Raw genomic sequence first — 24,195 nt, 5'->3', positions numbered from 1 at the left:
CATGGCATCATACCTTTTCAAGAAGGCCGCGCGCGGCAAGGTTGCGGAAGAGCGCCCTTGTGCCGAAGGTCCATTCCGGGCACGCATCAGTGCGATCTACCCAGTTGACCAGACGGCCCAGCAACGGCGTCGAAATCTCGACGCGGTCACCGATTTCATGTGTGAAACCCTGGCCGACGCCACGCCGGTCTTTGACGGGTGCGAACATGGTTCCAAGGAACAGCACTGCACCGTCGGGATACTGATGATTGCGATTGCGAAGCTGCGATACGAGATTGGCAGGCGAGCGGCTGATGGCTTCCATCGGGCTTTCGCCAGTCATTTCGAAACCATCGTCACCTTTTACCAAGAGCGAAACACGAACCCTGGAGAGAACGTCGAGCGTAAAAGTATCGTGGAACAAGCGGATGAATGGGCCTACAGAACACGACGCGTTGTTATCTTTGGCTTTTCCGAGCAACAGAGCAGATCGGCCTTCAACGTCGCGCAAGTTGACATCGTTACCAAGTGCCGCACCAAGGATTTCGCCATCGGAACGTACAGCCAGTACCACTTCCGGTTCTGGATTGTTCCATTCGGAAATCGGATGAATGCCGACCTTATCTCCACAGCCTACAGAAGACATTGGTTGTGCTTTGGTAAAAATCTCGGCGTCTGGTCCAATGCCGACTTCGAGATATTGCGACCAGAGGTTCATGTCTTGAAGAAGCGTCTTAATGCTTGCTGCTTTTTCAGAACCTGCGGACACACCGCGCAGACTGTCACCAAGCACAGGAGCAAGCTTCTCGCGGATAGAACGAGCGCGTGAGGGATCACCCTTCGCCTGCTCTTCAATAACACGCTCCAGCATGCTGTCGGCAAAAGTCACACCAGCAGCTTTGATTGCTTGCAGATCGATTGGAGCCAGAAGGTGGCCGGTTTCGCCATTGAGAAAGTCGTCCAGCGAACCAAGGTCCGGCAGGCTTGTGATGGTGGCAAGTTTCTCAGCAATGCTGTCTATCTCAAAAAGGCTCGATACCGTTGCAGCAATAGCTGTCAGGTCAAGCACGCGTTCATCGCGCACCAGAACGGGGCAGGGCCCGTCTGCAGCCTTAGACCAGACGCGTCCCACCAGAAAGGCGTTCTCAGGATCATCAGGCAAAATTTGATGTGCACTCAACGAATGCTTTGAAGTCAAGCTATCCTCCTCCCGGTAGCCTCCATCAAAATGGAAAGCTACGATTATATGGCTCCAGTCCGGTGCAGCGACTTTCGAGGGTTGACAGTTCCATAGGGTCTGAACCCGTCGGGTTGTCTGATCCTTCCCGCCTGTGCCGGTATCTCCCACTGTTCAAGCAGTGGCCCTCCAAAGCCAACCTGCCTTATTGTCAGGATGTCTGACAACCGTTTGTATCGTTTTAGTTCGAGATTTTATCGCTGTCCAGAACCGAAATCGGTTGTCCGGAAAATTGCAACTTTCCGCACTGTTTGAAATGCAGGTCCTGAACGATTTTAATAGGATTCAAGGGGAAGGCCGATTCTTGCTGCAGCTCCCATAAGATGTTTGCGCATGGCGTCGCGTGCGATCAGCGGGTCGCGGCTTGCAATGGCATCGCGCAAGCTGACATGTTCCTCAATGGTGATATTGACGATCTCTTCCAGAACCGCCTTTGCGCGTGCAACGTTGATTGCGTGACTGATACGCTCTGTGATGAACCCGACGAATGTAGAAAAATATTCGTTGCCGGTCGCATCCGCCACTGCTTTGTGAAAGGCAAGATCCGCAACGATGCCTTGTTCAGTCCATTTTGCAGCCCCGGTCATTTGCTCGAGGGCTTCGTCAAGCCGCGCAAGGTCTTTGGCTGTATGATGGGCTGCTGCCAATCCTGCTGCTTCAATCTCAAGAGGGAAACGCAATTGGAACAGGTCGCGGAAACTATCGCGGCTGAACAGTTCGTCTTCATCTATTCGGATTGATCGGGCCTGTCGCTCCGTTACAAAGGCACCAACACCCTGACGGGTATCAACGAGCCCTTCATTGCGCAACTGTGCAATGGCTTCCCGAACGACTGAGCGGCTTACGCCAAAGGATTTTGACAGAACGTGTTCAGTTGGTAGCCTGTCACCAGGCTGCAACCGTCCTTCATGAATATCGCTGCCGATCTGGGCAGCAATCCGCGCAGGGAGGTGTTCACTGCGCTTTATATGGCCAAAATCCGCCGACATGTTACGTACCCCTAATTGCTGGTTCCTGAATAAGACAGCAAGCTCAATTGGCAACCGGGGTTCATCGCAAGACTAGGGTCTATTGCAGTCTTGATTGCTGATAGCAATTGGCGCTGCACATCAGGTAGACGCTTTTCAAAATCCGGTCGTTTAAGGCGACCAATTCCATGCTCCGCGCTCATAGAGCCGCGATAGTTGTCCAGCACATCATTGATGATGTTCTTCGCTTTGTAGATACGGGCATCGATTTCCCCACGGTCGAGCGTATTCGGCGGCAATACATTAAGATGCACATTGCCATCGCCCACATGGCCATAAGAAACGCAGACGCAGTCTGGCAGGCTCGCATAGACTGCAGTCTCTGCGTCACGCACAAAATCCGCCAGACGCGATAGCGGCACGGAGACGTCGGTGCGCAGGTGAGGTCCCCGCTTGGCTTGACCTTCGTTCATGCCTTCGCGGAACAGCCACAGCTTGCGGGATTGCTCTCGGGATGTTGCGATAACGCCATCCGCAACCAGACCATCTTCCATGACGTTTTCGAGGAAACGCCCCATCAGATCTTCGATGTCGATCAGTCCGGAACCGGAGATTTCCATTAGAACATAGGCAGAGTAATTGCCGTCCATCGGCATCGCCAAGTCTGGCATCGCTTCTCGGGCCAAAGTGAAAGCAAGCGGTGGCATAAATTCGAAAGCTGACATCAAATCACAGCAATCACGCCGTGCACGGCGATAAAGTGCAATGGCATCGTCGAGAGCGTTAAGACTGAGCAGCGCGGTGGCAACCTGTTTGGGCTGCGGCATCAGCTTTACGGCGACAGCTGTAACAATACCCAGGGTTCCTTCAGCGCCAATGAAAAGCTGTTTGAGGTCAATCCCGCGATTGTCTTTGCGCAAGGTAGAAAGGCCATCGAAAATGGAACCGTCAGGCAACACCACTTCAAGGCCGAGCACGAGTTCGCGTGTCATCCCATATCGCAGCACGTTGATGCCGCCTGCATTGGTCGACACATTGCCACCTATACGGCAAGAACCTTGTGCACCCAGCGCCAGTGGAAAGAACATCCCCGCTGCCTCCACCTTGTCCTTGAATTCGGACAGAATGCAGCCTGCATCCACAACGGCGGAAAAATCATCTGCGTCAATGCTGCGAACAGTGGTCATGCGTTCGAGGCTGATCACGACCTGAGTTTCTGGTGAGTCGGGCGTTGCTCCAAGCACAAGGCCAGTGTTGCCGCCCTGCGGAACAATACACAGCCCACGAGCGCGCACGGCCTTCACACATGCAGATACGTCCGCAGTGGAACGAGGACGAAGCACTGCAACTGCACCACCTTTCACATCGTCGTGCCAGTCGCTGCAATATCGCGCTGCCTCGGTGCCCGAGAGAACAAGGTCCACGCCGAGACTGTCAATCAGCGCCTTTAAATGCTCTTGCGTTGCGGTGTCGACGCTCATCATCTTGTGTTCCTCGGACATGCTTCCTCCTGCTGCCTGCCTGCAAATGCGAAGTAGGTGGCAACCGTATTATTTTGGTTTTCAAGCGCATGATATAAGGTTATCAGACAACCTTACAAATACTTTTTCACGATCAGTGTTTTTACGATGGTGAAATCGATTACGGTACATGGTGGAGGAGAAACAATGCACATTTTGATCATCGGCGCGGCAGGTATGGTTGGCCGCAAACTTTCCGAGCGTCTTACGAAAGATGGCCAGCTTGATGGCAAGCCGATTGAGGCGCTTACACTGGTGGATGTGGTGGCGCCGCAGGCACCTGCGGGCTTTACCGGTCAGGTAACGCTTGAAACGGGCGACCTTTCTGCGCCCGGTACGGCTGAAAAGCTGATCGCACAGCGCCCGGATGTTATCTTCCATCTGGCTGCTATCGTTTCGGGCGAAGCAGAGCTTGATTTCGACAAGGGCTACCGTATCAACCTTGACGGAACGCGCTACTTGTTCGATGCGGTGCGTATTGCCCACAACGAAGATGGATATTTCCCACGCATTGTCTTCACCTCGTCGATTGCAGTCGTTGGTGCGCCGCTGCCTTTCCCAATTCCTGATGAGTTTCACCTGACACCGCTGACCAGCTATGGCACGCAGAAGGCAATTTGCGAACTTTTGCTGTCCGATTATACGCGGCGCGGATTCTTCGATGGCATCGGTATCCGACTGCCTACGATCTGTATTCGTCCGGGCAAGCCCAATGCAGCAGCGTCAGGCTTCTTTTCAAATATTCTGCGTGAGCCTCTGGTCGGACAAGAAGCGGTGCTGCCTGTTTCGGACGATGTTCGGCATTGGCACACTTCACCACGTTCCGCCGTCGGGTTCCTGATCCATGGAGCGACTATGGATCTTCAACGTGTTGGTGCCCGCCGCAATCTATCCATGCCCGGCCTTTCCGCGACCGTGGGCGAGCAGATTGCAGCGCTCAGACGCATTGCCGGTGAAAAGGCTGTTGCTCTCATCCGTCGTGAACCAGATGAGATGATCATGCGCATGTGCGCGGGTTGGGCACCAGGCTTTGAAGCCACGCGTGCACGCGAGCTGGGCTTTACGGCGGAAACTTCGTTTGATGAAATCATCCGTGCTCATATTGATGATGAGCTTGGAGGTTCGCTGTGACGCGTAAAATTGCATTTCTGGGCACCGGCCTTATGGGGGCACCGATGGTGCGCCGCCTTTTGAATGCCGGCTTTAGCGTCAGCGTGTGGAATCGCGACGCATCTAAAGCCGAAGCATTGGTCAAAGACGGCGCTGAAGTGGCATCAAGTGCCGCGGAAGCAGTCACGAACGCTGATATCGTCTTCACCATGCTGTCCGATGGCAAGGCTATGGGTTCGGTGTTGTTTGATGGCGGGGTGGCGAAGGCCTTGAAAGCTGGCACAGTCATCATCGACACGTCTTCAATTGCGCCGCCAATTGCCAGAGAACATGCAGAGAAGCTCAATGCTCTCGGCATTCGTCACATTGATTGTCCTGTCTCAGGCGGCACTGTTGGTGCGGAAGCCGGAACGCTGGCATTGATGGCTGGCGGTGACGCAGTCCTGATCGAAGAACTGGCAGATGTTTTTGCGGCGCTAGGGCGTGTGACTCATGTCGGTCCTTCCGGCGCAGGACAGATTTGCAAACTCGCTAACCAGCAGATTGTAGCTATCACCATAGGTGCGGTCGCTGAAGCAATGATGCTGGTGGAAGCCGGTGGTGCGGATCGTGGCAAGTTCCGTGATGCCATTCGGGGTGGCTTTGCAGAAAGTCGCATTCTGGAACTGCATGGGAAGCGCATGGTTGATCGTACTTTTCAACCAGGTGGTCCTTCAGGGCTGCAATTGAAAGATCTGGATGCCGTGGCAGCGATGGCTGAAAGCCTTTCGCTTACGTTACCGTTGACGGAAGAAATTCGCGATGAATTCCGCACTTTTGTAGAGGACGGACATGCGGAAACGGATCATTCTGGCATTTTGCTGCATATTGAAAAGATCAATAATCGCCAGCGGGAAGACGATAGATGAGTGATGATCAAAACACACCGCGCCGTCTGCGCTCGCAGGACTGGTTCGACAATCCCGACCATCTTGACCTGACAGCGCTCTATCTGGAGCGCTTCATGAACTATGGCACGACGCCAGAAGAACTTCGTTCAGGCAAGCCAATTATCGGCATTGCGCAGTCTGGCAGCGATCTCAACCCCTGTAATCGTCACCACCTTGATCTCGCCAAGCGTGTCCGCGACGGCATTCGCGATGCGGGTGGAATCGTTATCGAGTTTCCAAGCCATCCGCTGTTTGAAAACTGCAAGCGACCAACCGCTGCGCTCGACCGCAATCTGGCCTATATGGCCCTTGTCGAGATTCTTTATGGCTATCCGCTTGATGGCGTTGTCCTGACAACTGGCTGTGACAAGACCACACCTTCCGCATTGATGGCAGCTTCCACCGTGGATATTCCGGCAATCGTGTTTTCCGGTGGCCCGATGCTCGATGGCTGGCATGAAGGCAAGCTCGTCGGTTCCGGCACGGTAATATGGCAGTCGCGCCGCAAATATGCGGCGGGTGAAATCACCAAGGAACAATTCCTCGAAGCGGCACTCAGTTCGGCACCTTCGGTTGGCCATTGTAATACAATGGGCACAGCTTCCACGATGAACGCGATGGCTGAGGCGTTAGGCATGTCGCTTACAGGTTGTGCAGCCATCCCGGCTGCATACCGTGAGCGCGGCCAGATGGCTTACCGTACTGGTCGCCGTGCGGTCGAGCTGGTGCTTGAAGACATTCGTCCATCCAACATTCTGACACGAGAAGCGTTCGTGAACGCCATCAAGGTCAACTCTGCCATTGGTGGCTCGACCAATGCCCAGCCCCATCTCATGGCGATGGCAAAACACGCGGGTGTTGAACTGAAGCCGGACGATTGGCAGGACGAAGGTTTTGATATTCCGCTGCTCGCCAATATTCAACCTGCTGGTAAATATCTGGGCGAGAAATTTCATCGTGCAGGTGGTGTCCCAGCGATCATGTGGGAACTGCTCTCGGCAGGAAAACTTGACGGCTCTTGTGCGAGTGTTACCGGCAAAACGATGGCGGAGAATCTTGAAGGTCGTCAATCGTCGGATCGTGACGTCATTTTCTCTTATGATAACCCGCTCAAGGAACGTGCCGGCTTCCTCGTGATGAAGGGCAATCTGTTCGATTTCGCCATTATGAAAATGAGTGTTGTCTCGCCTGAGTTTCGCGACCGCTACCTGTCAGAGCCGGGACGCGAAGGGATTTTCGATGGACGAGCTATCGTTTTTGATGGATCGGAAGATTACCACCAACGCATCAACGATCCTGTGCTTAATATTGACGAGCGCTGCATTCTTGTCATCCGGGGCGCTGGTCCGCTGGGGTGGCCGGGTTCTGCCGAAGTTGTAAACATGCAACCACCGGATCATTTGATCAAACGTGGAATCACAAGCTTGCCCACAATCGGCGATGGTCGCCAATCGGGCACAGCTGACAGCCCGTCTATTCTCAATGCTTCACCAGAAAGTGCGGCGGGCGGTGGTCTGGCTTGGGTGCGCAACGGTGACATCATTCGCATCGACTTCAACAAGGGGGAATGCGATATGCTGGTGGACGAAGTGGAAATCGCGCGCCGCAAGGCGGAAGGCATTCCGCAAACACCAGCCGATGCAACGCCCTGGCAGATGATATACAGACAGACGGTGACACAGTTGGCTGACGGAGCAACGATCCGTGATGCTGAAAAATTCCGTCAGCTGGCCAAAACACCACCACGCCATAATCACTAGTGAACTTTGGTTTTGGGTGAAAACTTAATACTGACTAGTGGTCTGATTTAGACATTTGCCTCCCTCGGTTAGAGGCGGTGAACAAATGTCGGAAGCAAAAGGACCACTAGCAAGCTTATGAATCGATTGGATTTTTCGAATTTGACGTTTGAAACAGCTTTTGTGTCGGTCGGGATTCAAACGTCAAGTTCAATCCACTAGGGGGCAATCTTATCCCGCTGGTCAGTTTCTGGCTTACATTCAGTACAAACGACGTTGCGCAGCATCGATTGCTTTTCGAGACTGCGCAAAAATTTTGACTGACTGAAAAATGACCTTCCAATGTCCTGTTGCTTTAGAATGTCATGCGTGAGTATCGGCAACTGTCTCGATACACCGTGACAGGGCGCCCTTCACATATCTGGTCTATCAAAAGGCGTTCAGGCAGCCGCGGATCGGTGCCGATTCTGAATACTCCGTCTTCAATAGGAACGAGTTCCATGTCTGCGTCTGGGCCTTCAACGCCGCCGGGCGAGATGAGCCAAAGCCGGTCTTCACGCATCACGATACGGAAAATGGGGCACCACGGAGAATAGCTGCGATAGCGCCCGATCAATCCGCCATATGGGTGATTTTGCGGAGTGGATGCACTGGTCCGCTGTCCGTTTTCGGATCTGTACACACGGCCACCGTATGTCCATTGACCGGTCTTATCGCCTTCAAAAGTTAAATGGAAACGCTCCATGTCGGGATGATCGGTCATTAACCGTGGGCCCCAACTGCGCCAGACATTGGCAGTGATGCCGTTCGCGCGCAAAAAGATGCGTTGGTTTTCTTCAAAAATCTCGATGGCCTCAGGGCCGGTTTCTCCGATTGAATCGGATACGAAACGACCGACCATACCGGTTTCGTAGTTTGTGCAATCAGTTCCGAATGCAAGGTCCAGCCGTGCTTCAGGCACAGCGCCTGTTACCAAAGCGGCGTGTGCGTGGCGTGCAAGTGTTTCTCCAGCGGCATAGCAGCCATTGGCATTGGTCAGGACGCAGATACCCAGACCTGCGGTGCGATCTACCAAAAGAAAGCTCGAATGCCCAACCATTCCGCCACCATGCGTGAGGCATATATTCCCGCCAGCTATCTCGACATTTATGCCGTAACCATAGCGGCTGTAACTGACCGGCAATGCGCCGAAACCTTCGACATTTCCTTCACCCTCGCGGGAAAGGTCAATGGTCGCACGCAATAATGCGGAAGCAGGGATTGCCTGCTGGCCGTTAATTCTACCGTCATTCAACAGTGCGGTCATGAACTGGACCATATCCCGGCTGGACGCGGCTATGCTTCCATCGCCGCCTTCGGCCTCAATCCAAGGAGCTGCGGCCAGAGCCAGACCCGGTCGCCACGGAATATCATCGCGTGCTGGCTGACTTCCTGTAGCAACGGCTGCGCGGGTAGCGGTTTCAAGCCGTGCGGAAGAATCGGACATTCCGAGTGGGGCCAATAACGTGGTTTGTGCATATTCAGTGGCATGCATGCCAGTCAGTCGGCTGATGGCAAGGCCGAGGATATTGTAGCCGAGATTGGAATAGTGAAAGAACGTGCCGGGTAGGCTGGCGGTATTGCTGTCACGGAGGCTCCAGCACTGTGCCAGCTCGTCTGGCGGATCGTCAGCTCCCTTGACGAGCCCTGCAGTGTGATGAAGCAAATGGCGCAAAGATGGTTTGGGATATTCGGAACCGATTTTCAGCCATGGCAGAATGTCGGAGGCTGAACGGTCTGGATCGCAAAGGCCTTTCTCCATCAAATCCGCAATCATCAACCCGGTGAAAAACTTGCTGATGGAGCCAATCAGAAATGGTGTACGTGCGGTGATTTCCTTGTTCTCGAAGTCCTTGCCAAAAGGCAGGTAGCGGGCATCGCCGTCTCGCGTGACGATACCCAGAATACCTCCGGTAAAAGGCCATTGACCGGGAAGTTCAGCATAAGTTTGGGCGAGGATCGATGGAATGTCGAGGCGTGTCATGGCTTCTCATTGCAAAGGAATTGGGTCAGCGCACGCAGCGGCGCGCCGGTAGCACCTTCCGGCCACGGGCCAGTGTCTCGCAGCAACCAAGCCGTGGAGCCGTTATCTATGTGCGCCCATTCAGTTTGGCCGACAAATTGCGACAGGTAACAGGCAGCAATCTGACCGCTGTCGGGTTCATCCGAGGCTACATTGCTACGATTGGCGATGCGTGAGCGTAATAGTGTACCGCGTTCGTTGCGCAGCGGAAGATGCCAGCCCGGATCACCTGCGTCATCTCCAGCACTTGTCAAACGTGCCGCCAGATTTGCGGTATTAGACCAGGTACCCCAGAATTCAGGTCCAACACCTCCGCCGTCGCTCAAGGTGCCAACGTCAATCAGTGCGCGGACTTTCTGGCGATTGAGCCAGCTTAGTGCGTCGGCCAGCAGAAGGCGTCCTTCGCTGTCCGTATCCATTACTTCTGTCGTCGAGTTGTCGGGGTGGCGAACTCGGTCGCCGGGGCGCATTGCTCGGCCCGATGGCATATTTTCTGCCATTGGCAACACGGCCAGCACATCCGGTGCTTTGTTCAGTTCCACGGCGGCAAACAGCGCGCCAGCGACCGCAACGGCCCCCGCCATGTCGCTCTTCATATAGCCAATCTCTTGTGGATCGCGCTTGAGATTAAGACCACCGGTATCGAAGGTAACACCCTTGCCAGCAAGCCCGATGGGCCTGTCTCCGGAGCCGCATCTTAAGATGACCACGCGTGGGGCTGCATCCGCGCCGCGCCCAACCGCAAGCGTTGCACCGAAGCCTTCGGCCTCCATGCGGGTTTCGTCCCATATCTCTGCGCTAATACCGAGATTGGCGGCACGTTTGGCGATTTCCTGCGCGAGTGCCTCTGGCCACAGATCAGCCGCAGGTCGCTCGACCAGATCACGCGCCCAGTTCGTCCAGTGGGCAATGATAAATCCGGTCTGTGCCGCCTGTTCATAGGCGGTCTGATCGACATCTTTTGGCAGAATGAGACGCAGCGTTTGATCTGATCGGGTAGCCGGTTTGAAATTGCCAAGCGCGATCCCTTCACAAAGAGCACCAATCGCATTTGGATTGGGGCTGGAAAACGCTAGCAGGTCAACGGCTATTGTTGGCGCATCGGCTGCCAGTCGACCAAGGCGCATGCCACAGTCGCGATAGTCGCCTGATTGACTAAAGGCGTCGAGACCCAACGCAAACAAACGATGTCCTTTACCGTCAGGACTTATAACCCAGGCAGCTTCGACCTCTCCATTTTCAGGTGCTTTCTCCCACAAATGTCGAGTGGCGGCTCCATATGGGGCCGCTTGCAGGTTATCTGAAATGACGAGATTTTCGTCGGCCGTTTCTAAAACAAAGTTCACAGCGAACCTACTTTTTATGGGCGTTCAGCAATGTTTCTATGGAGAGATTATTGACAGAGCCAACAAGCGGTGACGAAACAAAGCCGGTCCAATTCGGACTATGGGCTTCCAATGTCTGCGGATAGACCAGAGCGATGTAAGGTCGTTCCCGATAAGCCAGTTCCTGCATCTGATTGACAACCTCCGCTCGCTTCGTCCGGTCAGAGATCTGCGCCTGTTGCATGTAAAGCTTATCATATTCGGGGTTACAGTAGCCGCTGTCGTTGTTGTTGCCACGCTGGGCACAGGTCAGCACGCTGAGGATGAAATCCGGGTCCAACGGTGGCACCCATAGCCACATAGCGATGTCGTAATCGCGATAATCACGATTTTCGCCCATGATGGCGTGATTGGCTGCGTCGGCATCCATTTTACGCTGCGCAAGGCGGATGCCAATCTGCTCATAGCCGGCCTGAATAATCTTGAAGGTACGGTCTCCAGCGCCTGCTACTTCCGTTGGGAAGATAACGTCATATTCCATACGAATGCCGTCTGCGACACGAATGCCGTCCGCGCCACGTGCATAGCCAGCCTCATCGAGAATGGTATTTGCCTTTTTGATGTCATAACCAACGGACGCGAGATCAGGATCATGCCATCCGGTTGCCGGTGCCACGATTGACGTGCCTGGGGTCGCATAGCCAAGCCAGACCTGCTTGATAATCGCGTCCCGGTCAATCGCCAGTTCAAGCGCTTCGCGAACTTTCGGGTTCAGCAACTCGTGATGGGCTTTCTTCTCGGGGTTGGTGTTGATGATCATGTTGTGGAAACCAGTGCTGGGGGCAGACTCGATCACCATTCCGGCTGCTTTCAACGCATCAATGGCGGTAGGTGATATTGTCTGCCCGACCATATCCAGTTGCCCGGATGTCAACGCCGATACCATCGCATCACTATTTGCGAAGAATTGCAGGCCAAACCCTTCAATCCTGGGCTTGGTTTCTCCCCACCAATTGGGGTTAGCCTTGAAGAGCGCCAGTTGGTTCTTCTTGTATCCGGACAGGATGAAGGGGCCACCAGAAACCCACGGAGCCGCATTTTCAAAACTGTCGATTTCCGAACCATCCTCGCCCGCGACCTCCGACCAAATGTGGGCGGGCAGAATAGGCACGGACTGCATCTTGACCGGAACATCTCCAGCCGGTCCGTCATAGGTGAGCACGACGGTGTTATCGTCGGTGGCTTCGGCAGATTTCAGATGGCTTATCCAGCCCGCAAATTTGCCGGTCGTGCTGTCCTTATATTTCAGGATCATGTCATAGGTGAAGGCGGCGTCTTTTGCTGTCAGTGGGTTGCCGTCCGACCATTTCGCATCTTTTCGTGTGTGGAATGTCCAGACGGTTCCATCGTCTGATGACGACCAGTCCGTGGCAAAATATGGAACAATCTTCAGGTCAGCGTCGTAGATCGTCAGAAATGGGTATCCATATTGATATGCGATGCTACTGTAATCAGAACTGGCGACGAAGGGGTTCAGAGAGTCTATGGGTTGACTGACGCCGATACGCAGAACATCGGCGAAGGCATGCTGGGGTGTTGCCCAACTCGCAGAAAAACACAAAGCGAACGCGGCAGCTCTGACAAGATTTTTCACAGCGCCCGCTTTACGAGCGATTGACGGAAAAGCCTCTGATTTCATTGTTCCCTCCTGTTGCCAGCTTAAGCTAGCTTATTATAGTCATTATAAATACTAGACAGATATAAGTCGCCATTGCAATGGATATCGACCCTCACATGCAGGTTCATCTCCGCTTGACTTGTACTTATTATCATTATTATGATGAGTGTGAAAGTCAAGGCAGCATCGGGAGGTCGGGTTGCTCAACCTCGCATATTTTCTACGACGGTTATTTGCTGCGGCGGTAACCATTCTGGTTGCTGTTACGCTCAATTTTCTGCTGTTTCGCGTGTTGCCGGGCAATGCCGTTACGCATATTGCACGTATTCCCAACGCTTCTGCCGAAATGCGCCGTGCACTTGAGATAAAGTTTGGCCTTGATAAGCCAATATGGGAACAGTTTCTTATTTATCTGCGTGAAATGGCGCATGGAAATCTTGGTATTTCCTACGCCAACCGCCAGCCGGTCTTCGACAATCTGCTTGAAGCGTTCTCCAATACGATCCCGATGGTCGCTACAGGAACGGTCATTGCGCTGATCCTCGGCCTGGTGGTGGGAACTGTTGCAGCAACACGACGCAACGGGCCGACGGATCACATTCTGACCGGTTCCGCCGTGTTGGCCTATGCATTTCCAACTCAGTTTCTTGGCCTGATGATGCTCATCTTCGGTGCTGGTTATCTGCCTGCTGCCGGAATGAGTGATCCGTTTCTGCTTGCAGATGGTTGGTGGGATGTGATGCGCGATCGCGTCTGGCATATGGTGCTGCCTGTCTCGACGCTGGTTCTCACTCTTTACGCAGAAAATGCACTCATTACGCGTTCAGCCATGCTGGAAACACTCGGCGAGGATTACATTCTGACCGCGCGCGCAAAAGGGGTTCCGCGACGCAGGATCATTCTGCGGCACGCATTGCGAAATGCTCTTCTGCCTATCGTAACAATGTCCGCGCTTTCGCTTGGTTCCATCGTATCAGGCGCAATTCTTGTTGAAGTTATTTTCTCTTGGCCGGGGATTGGCCGCACCCTCTACGAAGCGGTGCTCAATCGCGACTATCCCATGCTGCAAGGTGGATTTCTGGCCATCACCATAGTTGTTACCTTGCTCAATCTTGCGGCTGATCTGCTGCATTTTGTGCTCGATCCACGCGTCAGAACATAGTGGGGGGATGAGCATGACTAAAAGTCATCTTGGTCAGTTGGCGCTCGGGTTGTTGGGAAAGCCCGGACTGCTGATAGGGTTAGCGATACTGATAAGCTTCGCAATAATCACTTTGGCTGCGCCATGGATCATTCCCTATTCGATTGTCGAGCCTAGTTGTGGTGTGTTTGAACCGCCATCGTTCTCACATTGGTTTGGCTGCGATGACGGTGGGATAGATGTGCTGAGCCTGACGATTTACGGCGGGCGTATTTCGATCATGGTTGGGGTGACTGCAAGCCTCATTGCGATTTTTGTTGGTGCATTGGTTGGTGTGTTGGCGGGTTATTTCGGTGGCCCAACTGATACGGTACTCATGGGTATCACCGATTATCTTCTGGTTATTCCGCAAATCGTTTTGATGATCGTAGTTGCGGCAGTTTGGAGCCCTTCAATTGAGCACGTCGTGCTGGTGATTGGATTGCTTATGTGGACGTCAGTGGCAAGGCTAATCCGTTCTCAGGTGAAATCATTGCGCCAGCGCGTTTTTGTACGCCGAGCCGAAGCCAATGGTGCGGGGCATCTGCACATCATTCTTCGTCACATTCTGCCACAGATTGGGCCGTTGCTGGCGGCCAACTGGGTGCTGGCAATTACGGTCGCGATCTTCAATGAGACCGCACTCGCCTTTCTTGGATTGTCCGATTCAAACGCCGTGACATGGGGCACAATCATGGAGCACGCATTCAATCGGTCTGCAGTAAGTGCCGGGGCCTGGTGGGCGATTGTTCCCGCCGGCACGGCTGTCGCACTGCTGGTCATTGGTTGCTATCTCGTTGGGCGCTCAATCGAAGATCGGCTTAATCCGCGGCTTGCGGTTTCCTATCTCTCGACACGCAACTGGCGCCTGCGACCTGCTAAGGAGCTCGAACATGACTGAAGAGCAGCCCTCTGCATTTGGAACTCAGCCCTTGCTGCGCGTCGAGAAACTCAATGTCTGGTATGGCGCTGGGGGGAGGTCAAACCGGGTGCGCATTCAGGTTCTGGATGACGTTTCATTCGATTTGATGCCGGGTGAGCGTCTGGGCCTCATCGGGGAATCGGGCTCCGGCAAAACAACGATCGCACTGGCGACGATGGGGCTTCTCCAGCCATCAGCAGAGGTCTCGGGGAGAATTCTCCTCAATGGTCGCGACATTCTGGCGTCGGGGGAGGCATCGGTTGCACCACATCGCTGGAAAGATATTGCCATGGTTTTTCAAGGTGCGATGAACGCCTTCAATCCTGTGCGCAGTATCGGCTGGCAAATTGCAGAAGCCATGGAAGTTCAGGGTATGGCAAAGGGCCGTTTGGGCATTCAGCGCGTGGGCGAATTGCTGGAACTGGTTGGGATACCGGCGGCTCAGGCTGTCGGATTTGCACATGAATTTTCGGGCGGGATGCGCCAGCGGGCAATGATTGCAATGGCGCTGGCCTGTTCCCCGAAAGTGCTGTTGGCAGACGAACCCACCACTGCGCTCGATGTGATGGTGCAGCGTCAGGTGTTGGAGTTGCTGGTCGATTTGAGCCGCAAGCTGGATTTGGGTGTTGTTCTCGTGACCCATGATCTTGGCGTTGTGGCTGAAGCCTGTACGCGAGCGGTGGTCATGCTGAATGGTCGCAATGTTGAAACCGGGCCAACGTCAGATCTCTTTCATCGGCCAGTGCATCCTTATACGCGGCAGTTGCTGAAAGCCTCTCCTTCGCTTGCGAGCGACAGCGATCAGCGTGCAGAAAAATCTTCAATGAAAGAGATTTCACGCTCACCATTGCTGGGAATAGAGGGGCTGACCGTAAGCTACCCCCAGCGTCCAAGCCTGAAGCAGATTTTGACGTCCAGTCGCCCTGGGCCGAAGCAGGTGGTGAAGGCGCTGGACCTCAATATAGCCCCGGGGGAGATTGTTGCCCTCGTAGGTCGCTCGGGTTGCGGCAAGACTTCAACCTTGCAGGCGGTGATGCGTATGCAGCCTGTCACAGAGGGACGTATTCTTTTCGATGGACAGGATATTACAGCAATTGAAGGGCGTGCATTGCGCCGTGTCAGGCGCGATATACAGATGATCTATCAGGATCCCTATGAGTCTCTGGATAGCCGTTTCCGAGTGGAGCAGACGGTAATGGAGCCTTTGGAAATCCATGGCATTGGTCGCAATCGTGTGGAGCGACTACATCTGGTGCGAGAGGCCCTTGAACGCGTAGGCCTCACGCCAGTGGATAATTACCTGCGGCGTTTTCCTCATGAACTCTCCGGCGGGCAGCGCCAGCGCGTCGCCATTGCTGCGGGAATTGTTCTCAAACCTAAGCTGATCCTTGCGGATGAGCCTACTTCGATGTTGGACGTATCAATCCGCAGCGGCATTCTCGATCTTCTTGTCGGGTTATGTCGTGAAGGTGGAATGTCGGTGCTGATGATCACGCACGATCTATCCACCGCAGCAAACTATGCTGATCGAATTGCAGTGATGCACGAGGGGCGCATCATTGAGACCGGACCCGCCATGCAGGTTGCAAGAGCGCCACAAGCGCAGCACACACGCGATCTGATCGCGGCCATTCCACATATTGACCCCGAAATTACACGTCTGATGTGACAAAACGCACATGGCGCAGCCATGTCGGTTGACGATTGAGTAGACTCATTATACAAAGTATAAAAAGAACAAAGAGCATGGCAGCCATAACGAGCTGTCGATGTTCAGGAGTTACTCAAAGGAGGAAATGATGTCCGTCGCCGCTTATTCCAGTAATCGTTATGAGAAAAGTCGTGAGCTTTTTGCCCGGGCTTGCGAGGTCATTCCGGGTGGTGTGAATTCCACCGCACGTGCGACCTGGTCTGGTTGGGAGCCACATCCGCTCTTCGTCGATCGGGGCGAGGGCGCGCGCGTCTGGGATGCCGATGGGAATGAGTACATCGATTACCTCATCGGTCTGGGACCAATGCTGCTTGGGCATCGTCCAGAAGCAGTTACCGAAGCGGTGGTGCGTGCAATTCGCGAAATGGGGACAGTGTTCGCCATGCCGAGTGCCCCGGAAACAGTTCTGGCGCACAAGCTGATCGCCGCTGTGCCGTCGCTGGAACAGGTTCGCCTCTGCAACACAGGCACGGAAGCGGTGCTTTATAGTGTCCGTCTCGCTCGTGCCTTCACAGGTCGCAAGAAGATCATCCGCTTTGAGGGCATGTATCACGGTTTTTCCGACGGCGTTTACTGGAGCAAGCATCCTGATCCGGATACGTCCGGTCCAGACAATGCGCCATACGCCATTCCACAGGGTCCGGGCATACCTGATGGCATTTCGGAGGGGCTTATCATCCTGCCATGGAATGACATTGCGGTCCTGCGCGAAGTCATCGAGCGGGAGGGCGACAATATTGCAGCTGTGCTGACCGAACCGGTTATGTGCAACACGGGCTGCATTCTACCAAAACCCGGTTATCTCGAAGCCATGCGGGAGTTAACCGCGAAACACGGTATTTTGCTCATTTTCGATGAGGTCATTACTGGTTTCCGTCTGGCACTTGGCGGTGCACAAGCCCGTCTCGGTGTTACGCCCGACTTATCCACTTTCGCCAAAGGTATCGGTGGTGGTTTTCCTGTTGCCGCAATGGGTGGTCGCAAGGATATCATGTCTTTGGTTGCAGATGGTCGTGTGTCGATTGCTGGTACTTATGCGGGTAATACGATTGCGGTTTCGTCTGCGAACGCCACGCTCGATATTCTGTCGCAACCGGGCTTTTACAATTCTCTCGATTCAGTTTCTGACAGGTTGCGTCTGGGCCTGATCGAGGTGTTCAACAGTGCCGGAATTCCGACGCGCGTTGTGGGCATGGGGGCTGTTTATCAGGTTTGGTTTACCGAACACGATATCCATAATTATCGTGATGCCGCGCGCTATGCGAACCACGACATCTTCCGTATCTGGTGGGAAGGCATGCTTGAACGCGGCATTCTGTTCCATCCGGGCGCTTTTGAAAATCTCTTCATCACTTTTGCGCATACAAATGATGATGTAGACCGCACGCTGGAAGCTGCACGGGAAGTCGCGCGCCTGATCCGCGCGAGCTAGAGCACTTCTCTCAAAAGCGGGAACTGATTGTGGGATAAAGACACGTGTTAGAACAAATAGATAGAGCATTCAAAATGATTCAACTCAAACTGGAAATGCTCTGAAGCGGGACGACACATATGAAGGATGAGAGGAACTCGGTGATATGACGGATTGGCGGTTAGGAATTGACCTTGGCACTTCTGCCGTCAAGCTGGTCGTGCTGGACAGTTCGGGACAGGTCCGAGCCGAAAGCGGCGCCTCTCATCCAACACTTGCAACGCGTCCGGGTCAGGCTGAACAAAACCCTTCTGACTGGATCGCTGCTCTTATAAAAGCGTTGGGTGATTTGCCTGACGGGGCAGCCGATAAAGTTGGTGCGATCTCAGTCGCGGGGCAAATGCCAACACTTGTTTGCCTCAATCGCGACGGCGAATGCGTCGGCCCTGCAATTACCTGGCAGGATAGCCGGGCCGATGTTATGGCGAGGGAAAAGCTGCATGGAGAAGCTCACGCTCATGTTTATGCCAAAACTGGTATGCCCGTCGATGGCCGGTATCTTGCTCCGCAATTTCTGCACCATTTCAGCCAATGTCGGGATGAGGTTTGCCATATTCTTTCGGCAAAGGATTACATTGTCTATTTTCTGACCGGGCGCGTAATAACCGATCCATCAACAGCCGCAGGATATGGAGTCTATGCCCTCGAAACAGAAAATTGGGACGTTGAACTTTGTAAAATCTGGGATCTGCCGATGTCGGTATTGCCTGAACTTGCGCCAACATCTGCCGTTGTGGGTATGGTGAACGCGGCGGCAGCAAATTTGCTGGGGCTGTCAGAGGGCATTGAAGTTTATAACGGTGCTGCTGATTCAGCAGCGGGTGCCTTCGCAATGACAGGTCTCAACGCCAATAGTGCCTGCGTTGCCATGGGATCCAGCGCGATTATTTTTGGTGCAACACCAGCCCGGCATCTTGATCCCAAGGCACGCTATCTGCTGACACCGCACGTGGCATCCGGCTGGTATGGCCGGGAAATGGATCTGCTTTCAACAGGCATTGGTTTTGCGTGGCTCGGCGGCATTCTTGGCCTGTCTGCAGAAGCGCTGGAAGCAGAGGCGCTCGCCAGTGTTCCCGGTGCAAATGGCACTACATGCGCACCTTACATGACAGGCGGCGGTGAACAGGGTGCGCTTTGGGACACATCGTTAACGGGCGTCTTTCATGGGCTGAACATCTCAACGACCCGCGCCGATCTGGCACGCGCGTATCTCGAAGGTGTCATCCATGAAATCCGTCGCTGCATTGATGTGCTGTCGGAAACATGGCCAGTCCGTCATCTCGTATTGTCTGGTCGTTTGGCGCGTAATCCCGCATTGGTGCAGATGTTTGCCGATATGACCAGTCGATCGGTGCAGGTTTTTGGCTTTGGTTCTTCTGCTGCAATTGGTGCTGCTGCACTTGCCGGTGAGCCTCTGATAATCAAACTCATCGACACCCCGGTGATTGTGCCTACCGATAGCGCTCATGAATATGAGCGCGTCCATACACGCTTCATGTCGCTTTATCCGAATATCGCGCGCGGCGTCGATCAGAAGCAGTAAGAGAGATTGCAATGAAAATTCTGGATTTCGCGACACGCGCGGAGATGGATGAAGCCGCAGCCAGCTATGTCGGAACATTGTTGGAAAGCAAGCCGAATGCGGTGATCGCTCTACCTACGGGTGAAACGCCGCTCGGACTTTACCGCAATCTGGCTTCGCGTCAGTGTGAAGGCAAATTGAATTGCCATTCGGCACGCTTTTTTAATCTTGATGAGTTTGAAGGCAAAGGATTGGCCGACGAGGGTAGCTACGCCAGCTTTCTTATGCGCCACGCTTTTGAGCCATTGCAGATTGCACCTGACAAGTTGCGTTTGTTGCAGGGCGATGCTCTCGACGCCGAGGCCGAATGTCTTGCCTATGAGGCCGCGATTGAAGCCGTTGGTGGCCTGGATTTGGCAGTTCTCGGGCTGGGGCGCAATGGCCATGTGGCATTCAATGAACCCGGTGATGACTGGAGTCTTGGCACTCACCGTGTTGCGCTTACCAAAACGACCCGCGAGGCGCAGAGCGGACTATATAAAACCCCGGCCGATGTGCCGGATTATGGTCTGACGATGGGTGTTGCGACAGTGCTGGCGGCACGCAAATTGCTGCTGCTGGTATCAGGGCAAGGTAAGGAAGATGCATTGAACGCGCTTATCTCTGGTCGTCCAGATCCAGATCGTTCCGTGACAGCGCTGGTCGACCATCAGGATTTGACTGTTTTACGCGACTTATCTTCTTTTCAGGGCTGATTTAACGGCGGATAGAGCGCTGCGACGACGTTGTTTATACGTGCAGACTTGTCATTCAGTATGATAAAGGGACTAATTACCCTGAAAGGTATGACTGATACCAACGAGAGGCTGACAGAGCTTTGACAGAGAAGAATGCTGAAACAGCACGATTGGACACTGCCGAACCCGGAAAATTGCGCTATCAGGTCGCTTACGACACGATTGTCGCCTTGATCAGGGATAACGGTCTTGAGCCCGGCGACAAGCTGCCAAGCATTTCAGAGTTGGGCGAACTCTCAGGCGTCAGCACGATCTCGATCCGACACGCACTGGAAAAACTGGAGCGTGAAGGCCGTATCACACGTCATCAGGGGCTGGGGACCTTCGTTGCCGAACGCCGCATCGTTATGGAACCGAGCCGTTCCGGCGAACTGTTGCAAACGCTTACGACCGCGCAGCCAACAGAGATGGCAACGCGGCTTATTCAGCTTGCGGTTGGTTTACCGAGTTCGGGTGCGGCAGACGCGCTTTCGATCCCTCAGGGACAGCCGGTTTGGGAAATCGTCAGACTGCGAAGCCTGCGCGATAAGCCTGCTATCCTGGAGCGCGCCATCCTCCCTCTTAATCTCGTCCCAAGCCTTGAGCAGGAGGAGCTGGCGGGTGGTGGCTCACTCTATCGCTTTCTGGCCGAACGCCACGGACTGAGCGATGCCCATATTGAACAGTTCTTCGAGGTTGTTCAGCCGACCAGAATTGAACAAACGAGCTTGCAGATCGGAAGCGACGAACTGGTTGTGCGCATTCGCGGTGTAAGCTTCACCGCTGACGATGTCGCATTCGACTGCTGGCAGCAGACTTACCGTGCATCGGACTTCATCTTCAGCATATCGGGTGTTGCGGAAAGAAAGCTTCTGAATGCTTCCCGGATAGCTCCTTGGGGCATTAATCCGTTCCCGACTACAACGCCGCAATCATAGATGCTCAATACGATAGTGTGTTGCTGTCTGCGATACATGCTGCACCATATGGGGACGTGCGGTACGATGAGGTCGGCAGCAGCGCCAACTGAACGGGCACAATAACTGCTCAGCGCAGCGGATTTTTGGTAGCCGAGCTTTCCAATTATTCACAAAAACGCTGTTCTTTTATTGTTTTGCGCCCTTTTGGTCGCGCCAGTTGGCTGGGCTTAACGAGGTGACCCGCCGAAATTCCCGATTGAAATTGGATTTGGTCTGAAACCCTGATTCAAACATAATAGTCGTCACTGGCAGAGCCGTGTCTCGCAGCAGGCGGCAGGCTTCTGTGATGCGGTAATCATTGATGTATTGCGATACGTTCTTGCCGGTGATGCGGTTGATGGAGCTGGAAATCTGGCGCGCCGGCAATCCAACCTTTCGCGCAAGCCGTATCAGAGTCAAATTCTCGTCCAGATATAATCGGTTCTGAACCAGGATATGCTCTACACGCGCGAGGCTATCCCGATCCTGTTCATCGCGTGCATCGTCTTCGTTTTCTTCATGCGATGCAGGAGCAGAAGGCTTTGCACGACTTGCAACCATTGCTGTCAGGCCTACGAACAGTAGACCAAGCAGATTGGCGTTGCTGACAATGAGGGCAGCATTCTTGCCATTGGTCCATTCAAAATCCATCAAAACTGCCAGATCAAAAAAAGCCGATAAGCAGAGCGATATTGCGGCAATGACAAGCGCGCGATGCGCCGAAATCGCGCTGTCGAAACGCGCATCGTCAAGCCCATCAGGGCCGGTTCTGCCCAGATAGAGAAGTGCGAGTGCGTACCCGACAAACAGAACAATAAGGCCAAAATCTAACAGAATGGGAATAGTCAGGAGGATGACCGTAACCGCCGCCGGGAAAGCTGCAATATGCCATAAGTAACGGTCATTAGGTTTGCTGTCTCCCCGTATCAGACTGCGAAAACTCGCATATACGAGTGGAGGCAAGCTGCTCGCGATGATGGGAAGTAAATAGCGGAACTCTTCCAGCTCATAACCCCAGCGAAGGCCGACAGCCACGGATTGCACCGCACACAACGCGATCAGCAGTTGGCAGGGGCGATTGGAGGCAGCACTCTCCTGACGGCGCCACATCGCTACCAAGAGGATGAGCAACAAAAGCGCAACAACGAAGGGCAATGGAACGAAAATCAAAAGCGGTCTCGCGATCTGATGGGCGATATGTAGCCGATCAATGATCTATATCGCGATTCTGAACGACCTGAATCGTGATTTAGAACGCCAGATAATACGATATCTGGAAAGCATGGCTCATCGTATGAAATATGGAGATACACGATGAGCCGCTTATATTTGTTATTCTCAGCTGTTGCTGCAACTCTGACCGCTTCCAATGCTTTCAGCGCTGATGTGGGGGTACGAACAATTGAGGTGCCATCACAAGCGCGTGGACAAAATCTCGCGGTAACAGTGTGGTACCCTGCAATGGAAGGCGGGGAAGCGGTTCTCTTCGGCGATAATAGGATATTCAAGGGTAGTTCCGCGTCGAAGGATGCAGCGTTGGCCAGCGGAGAGTTTCCTCTCGTGGCGCTTTCACACGGCTCAGGTGGGCGCGTCGAAGCTATGGGCTGGCTCGCCGTCGAGCTTGCAAAAGCAGGGTTTATCGTTGCTGGCCCTAATCATCCCGGCACGACATCTGGGCATTCCTTGCCTGCCGAAACACCAAAGCTGTGGCAGCGAACACAGGATCTGTCGACAGTCATCAATTATCTGACTGGCAATGCCGATTGGGCAGGTCATATCGATGCGGAACGTATTGGTACTGTCGGTTTTTCACTTGGCGGGGCAACGTCAATGGAAATTGCTGGTGCTCAGGCTGCGCTGGAATCATATGCCCGTTATTGTGACAGTTACACGAAATGGGATTGTGCCTGGTATGCGGGTGGGCGAGGCTATGCCGATGGTGAAGCGGTGAACGTTGAAAAGCTCGATCTGCGCAGTATCGACAAAGCGCGCTTTGAACAATCAAATCTGGATCAGCGCATCAAAGCTGCTGTCATGATTGATCCGGGTCTGGCTCAAGCTTATGTGGCTCAAAGTCTCAAGGAGATCAAAATTCCAATGAGCTTTATCAATCTGGGAAGTGAAGGAGAGGTTCCGATCTCGGTCCTCGCGGATCATTTGGCGGCTCTCGTTCCAGACAGCACCTATGTTACCGTTAAGGATTCGGATCATTTCAGCTTCTTGCCCGAGTGTAAGGAGGGAGCATCGGCATTCCTTAAGTCAGTCGGAGAAGTCGATCCTATCTGCGAACAGACGGGCAGAGCGCGCAAGGATATTCATGCAGAAGTGTCAAATCTGGTTCTGATGAACCTACAGATGACACTCAAACGCTGATTGAATTTTATTCTATCGCTGGATGTTGAAACAAAGCAGCGGGTGTGTTGTGCCCGCTGTTGCCTTGTTTCAGACGTGCTATCTCATCTGACGCGCGTTGCACGATCGCCCATGTCAAAAACAGCAGGCACATCGCCAGAACGGCGGTGACAACAGTATCAGGTTTCATGGAGTTATTCGTCCCTTGACGTTAGTCTTGCATATCGCGTCAGGAACTGGAGTCAGCAATAGATACTAAATCATAGCTGTTATGCAATTCAAAGATCACGCTGAAATAATCTATTCAAATAATATTATCTATCGTCTGAATGCTGGAATATAATCAGATCGACTGTATCGATATTGGGTGGCTTTACTTTTTCTCCAGTGGGTTTTGCGAATATCATGATCGCAAAACAATAAACGAGGAAAGATAGTACACCCAAGGCGAAAACGATGACGAAGATAAGCGGCCAGTCAATCATGGCTGATATAATCAATCGTTGGGCTTGGCATTTTCAATGCTTTGCACGTTCGAGAATAGCTTTGATCCAACTGTTGTTGAACATTATGGCGCCGATGACGAAGGCTACTGCTCCCAAAGTGATCATTCCATATGCGACGCCCTGATCGCCAAATTGCTGATAGAGCCAACCCGACTTTTCAATTGTCTGTGCTGGTTGACCAAGCCTCAAAGCCCCTTGAATGAAGGCAACGATACCGACGATCAACATGCAAACACTACGGATCATAAG

General features: G+C 53.5%; 20 protein-coding genes. 11 read left to right on the top strand and 9 right to left on the bottom strand.

Annotated features, from left to right (window positions below):
- Positions 1 to 7: 7 nt before the first annotated feature.
- The 3 genes from CEV32_RS06450 to CEV32_RS06440 all read right to left on the bottom strand — a co-directional run bounded on the left by CEV32_RS06450 (position 8) and on the right by CEV32_RS06440 (position 3,686).
- Complete coding sequence (locus CEV32_RS06450) at positions 8 to 1,177, bottom strand: fumarylacetoacetate hydrolase family protein (protein ID WP_094575318.1); 1,170 nt, start codon at positions 1,175 to 1,177, stop codon at positions 8 to 10.
- Positions 1,178 to 1,491: 314 nt separating this feature from the next.
- Entirely contained in the window at positions 1,492 to 2,205 is a 714-nt protein-coding gene (locus CEV32_RS06445; protein WP_094575316.1) for a FadR/GntR family transcriptional regulator, read from the bottom strand.
- Positions 2,206 to 2,216: 11 nt separating this feature from the next.
- Positions 2,217 to 3,686: an FAD-binding oxidoreductase gene (locus tag CEV32_RS06440; protein ID WP_374883303.1), complete on the bottom strand. Its 1,470-nt coding sequence runs from the start codon at positions 3,684 to 3,686 to the stop codon at positions 2,217 to 2,219.
- Positions 3,687 to 3,851: 165 nt separating this feature from the next.
- Between CEV32_RS06440 and denD the strand changes: the two genes are divergently transcribed.
- From denD to CEV32_RS06425, 3 genes are read left to right on the top strand one after another with little or no spacing between them, the layout of a single operon-like run.
- Positions 3,852 to 4,835 carry a D-erythronate dehydrogenase gene (gene denD, locus CEV32_RS06435; RefSeq protein WP_094575314.1) on the top strand — a complete coding sequence of 328 codons (984 nt, stop codon included), beginning with the start codon at positions 3,852 to 3,854 and terminating at the stop codon, positions 4,833 to 4,835.
- Positions 4,832 to 5,722 (top strand): NAD(P)-dependent oxidoreductase, encoded by an 891-nt coding sequence (locus CEV32_RS06430; RefSeq protein WP_268876672.1) that lies wholly within the window; start codon positions 4,832 to 4,834, stop codon positions 5,720 to 5,722. Before denD ends, CEV32_RS06430 begins: the two co-directional genes overlap by 4 nt.
- Positions 5,719 to 7,503 carry an IlvD/Edd family dehydratase gene (locus CEV32_RS06425; RefSeq protein WP_094575312.1) on the top strand — a complete coding sequence of 595 codons (1,785 nt, stop codon included), beginning with the start codon at positions 5,719 to 5,721 and terminating at the stop codon, positions 7,501 to 7,503. The genes CEV32_RS06430 and CEV32_RS06425 overlap by 4 nt, the downstream gene beginning before the upstream one ends.
- 334 nt (positions 7,504 to 7,837) lie before the next feature.
- Here CEV32_RS06425 and CEV32_RS06420 read toward each other — a convergent pair whose 3' ends face one another.
- The 3 genes from CEV32_RS06420 to CEV32_RS06410 are packed head-to-tail and all read right to left on the bottom strand — an operon-like array spanning position 7,838 to position 12,568.
- Positions 7,838 to 9,505, bottom strand: a complete 1,668-nt coding sequence (locus CEV32_RS06420; RefSeq protein ID WP_094575310.1) for a serine hydrolase domain-containing protein — start codon at positions 9,503 to 9,505, stop codon at positions 7,838 to 7,840.
- Positions 9,502 to 10,890, bottom strand: coding sequence for a leucyl aminopeptidase family protein (locus tag CEV32_RS06415; protein ID WP_094575308.1), 1,389 nt, complete (start codon positions 10,888 to 10,890; stop codon positions 9,502 to 9,504). The genes CEV32_RS06420 and CEV32_RS06415 overlap by 4 nt, the downstream gene beginning before the upstream one ends.
- A 7-nt stretch (positions 10,891 to 10,897) precedes the next feature.
- Entirely contained in the window at positions 10,898 to 12,568 is a 1,671-nt protein-coding gene (locus CEV32_RS06410) for an ABC transporter substrate-binding protein (RefSeq protein WP_094575306.1), read from the bottom strand.
- 178 nt (positions 12,569 to 12,746) lie between these two features.
- Here CEV32_RS06410 and CEV32_RS06405 point away from each other — a divergent pair, with 178 nt between their 5' ends.
- The 7 genes from CEV32_RS06405 to CEV32_RS06375 all read left to right on the top strand — a co-directional run bounded on the left by CEV32_RS06405 (position 12,747) and on the right by CEV32_RS06375 (position 21,067).
- A complete protein-coding gene (locus tag CEV32_RS06405; protein WP_094575304.1) occupies positions 12,747 to 13,709 on the top strand; it encodes an ABC transporter permease in 963 nt (320 codons plus the stop codon).
- Between the two features lie 13 nt (positions 13,710 to 13,722).
- Positions 13,723 to 14,628 carry an ABC transporter permease gene (locus CEV32_RS06400; protein WP_208620810.1) on the top strand — a complete coding sequence of 302 codons (906 nt, stop codon included), beginning with the start codon at positions 13,723 to 13,725 and terminating at the stop codon, positions 14,626 to 14,628.
- The gene (locus CEV32_RS06395; RefSeq protein WP_094575300.1) at positions 14,621 to 16,318 is read left to right on the top strand and encodes a dipeptide ABC transporter ATP-binding protein; all 1,698 of its coding nucleotides are present in this window, start codon (positions 14,621 to 14,623) and stop codon (positions 16,316 to 16,318) included. Before CEV32_RS06400 ends, CEV32_RS06395 begins: the two co-directional genes overlap by 8 nt.
- 127 nt (positions 16,319 to 16,445) lie before the next feature.
- The gene (locus tag CEV32_RS06390; protein ID WP_208620809.1) at positions 16,446 to 17,792 is read left to right on the top strand and encodes an aspartate aminotransferase family protein; all 1,347 of its coding nucleotides are present in this window, start codon (positions 16,446 to 16,448) and stop codon (positions 17,790 to 17,792) included.
- A gap of 145 nt (positions 17,793 to 17,937) precedes the next feature.
- On the top strand, positions 17,938 to 19,374 hold the full coding sequence (locus tag CEV32_RS06385) for a xylulokinase (RefSeq protein WP_094575296.1): 1,437 nt from the start codon (positions 17,938 to 17,940) through the stop codon (positions 19,372 to 19,374).
- Positions 19,375 to 19,385: 11 nt separating this feature from the next.
- Positions 19,386 to 20,108, top strand: a complete 723-nt coding sequence (locus CEV32_RS06380; protein WP_094575294.1) for a glucosamine-6-phosphate deaminase — start codon at positions 19,386 to 19,388, stop codon at positions 20,106 to 20,108.
- Positions 20,109 to 20,230: 122 nt separating this feature from the next.
- Positions 20,231 to 21,067, top strand: a complete 837-nt coding sequence (locus CEV32_RS06375) for a GntR family transcriptional regulator (protein WP_094575292.1) — start codon at positions 20,231 to 20,233, stop codon at positions 21,065 to 21,067.
- A 168-nt stretch (positions 21,068 to 21,235) separates the two neighbouring features.
- On the opposite strand, the gene CEV32_RS06370 is transcribed toward CEV32_RS06375, so the two are convergent.
- The gene (locus tag CEV32_RS06370) at positions 21,236 to 22,258 is read right to left on the bottom strand and encodes a helix-turn-helix domain-containing protein (protein ID WP_094575290.1); all 1,023 of its coding nucleotides are present in this window, start codon (positions 22,256 to 22,258) and stop codon (positions 21,236 to 21,238) included.
- A gap of 144 nt (positions 22,259 to 22,402) precedes the next feature.
- Here CEV32_RS06370 and CEV32_RS06365 point away from each other — a divergent pair, with 144 nt between their 5' ends.
- Positions 22,403 to 23,461, top strand: a complete 1,059-nt coding sequence (locus tag CEV32_RS06365) for an alpha/beta hydrolase family protein (RefSeq protein ID WP_094575288.1) — start codon at positions 22,403 to 22,405, stop codon at positions 23,459 to 23,461.
- Between the two features lie 7 nt (positions 23,462 to 23,468).
- Here CEV32_RS06365 and CEV32_RS23615 read toward each other — a convergent pair whose 3' ends face one another.
- Both CEV32_RS23615 and CEV32_RS06360 read right to left on the bottom strand, forming a co-directional pair.
- Positions 23,469 to 23,630, bottom strand: coding sequence for a hypothetical protein (locus CEV32_RS23615; RefSeq protein ID WP_167382752.1), 162 nt, complete (start codon positions 23,628 to 23,630; stop codon positions 23,469 to 23,471).
- A 328-nt stretch (positions 23,631 to 23,958) separates the two neighbouring features.
- Positions 23,959 to 24,192, bottom strand: a complete 234-nt coding sequence (locus tag CEV32_RS06360) for a hypothetical protein (protein WP_235818743.1) — start codon at positions 24,190 to 24,192, stop codon at positions 23,959 to 23,961.
- Between the last annotated feature and the right edge of the window lie 3 nt (positions 24,193 to 24,195).

Origin of the sequence: Brucella rhizosphaerae (genome assembly GCF_002252475.1) — a bacterium.
Classification (GTDB): domain Bacteria; phylum Pseudomonadota; class Alphaproteobacteria; order Rhizobiales; family Rhizobiaceae; genus Brucella; species Brucella rhizosphaerae.
The sequence above is the reverse complement of the archived record's forward strand: the minus strand, read 5'-3'. Positions and strand labels throughout refer to the sequence as shown.

What these genes read in the sequence shown, in the direction of transcription:
- CEV32_RS06445 (WP_094575316.1), bottom strand. Translation starts at nt 2,205, where the DNA reads ATGTCGGCGGATTTTGGCCATATAAAGCGCAGTGAACACCTCCCTGCG.
- CEV32_RS06440 (WP_374883303.1), bottom strand. Translation starts at nt 3,686, where the DNA reads ATGTCCGAGGAACACAAGATGATGAGCGTCGACACCGCAACGCAAGAG.
- denD (WP_094575314.1), top strand. Translation starts at nt 3,852, where the DNA reads ATGCACATTTTGATCATCGGCGCGGCAGGTATGGTTGGCCGCAAACTT.
- CEV32_RS06425 (WP_094575312.1), top strand. Translation starts at nt 5,719, where the DNA reads ATGAGTGATGATCAAAACACACCGCGCCGTCTGCGCTCGCAGGACTGG.
- CEV32_RS06420 (WP_094575310.1), bottom strand. Translation starts at nt 9,505, where the DNA reads ATGACACGCCTCGACATTCCATCGATCCTCGCCCAAACTTATGCTGAA.
- CEV32_RS06410 (WP_094575306.1), bottom strand. Translation starts at nt 12,568, where the DNA reads ATGAAATCAGAGGCTTTTCCGTCAATCGCTCGTAAAGCGGGCGCTGTG.
- CEV32_RS06400 (WP_208620810.1), top strand. Translation starts at nt 13,723, where the DNA reads ATGACTAAAAGTCATCTTGGTCAGTTGGCGCTCGGGTTGTTGGGAAAG.
- CEV32_RS06395 (WP_094575300.1), top strand. Translation starts at nt 14,621, where the DNA reads ATGACTGAAGAGCAGCCCTCTGCATTTGGAACTCAGCCCTTGCTGCGC.
- CEV32_RS06390 (WP_208620809.1), top strand. Translation starts at nt 16,446, where the DNA reads ATGATGTCCGTCGCCGCTTATTCCAGTAATCGTTATGAGAAAAGTCGT.
- CEV32_RS06385 (WP_094575296.1), top strand. Translation starts at nt 17,938, where the DNA reads ATGACGGATTGGCGGTTAGGAATTGACCTTGGCACTTCTGCCGTCAAG.
- CEV32_RS06380 (WP_094575294.1), top strand. Translation starts at nt 19,386, where the DNA reads ATGAAAATTCTGGATTTCGCGACACGCGCGGAGATGGATGAAGCCGCA.
- CEV32_RS06365 (WP_094575288.1), top strand. Translation starts at nt 22,403, where the DNA reads ATGAGCCGCTTATATTTGTTATTCTCAGCTGTTGCTGCAACTCTGACC.
- CEV32_RS23615 (WP_167382752.1), bottom strand. Translation starts at nt 23,630, where the DNA reads ATGAAACCTGATACTGTTGTCACCGCCGTTCTGGCGATGTGCCTGCTG.
- CEV32_RS06360 (WP_235818743.1), bottom strand. Translation starts at nt 24,192, where the DNA reads ATGATCCGTAGTGTTTGCATGTTGATCGTCGGTATCGTTGCCTTCATT.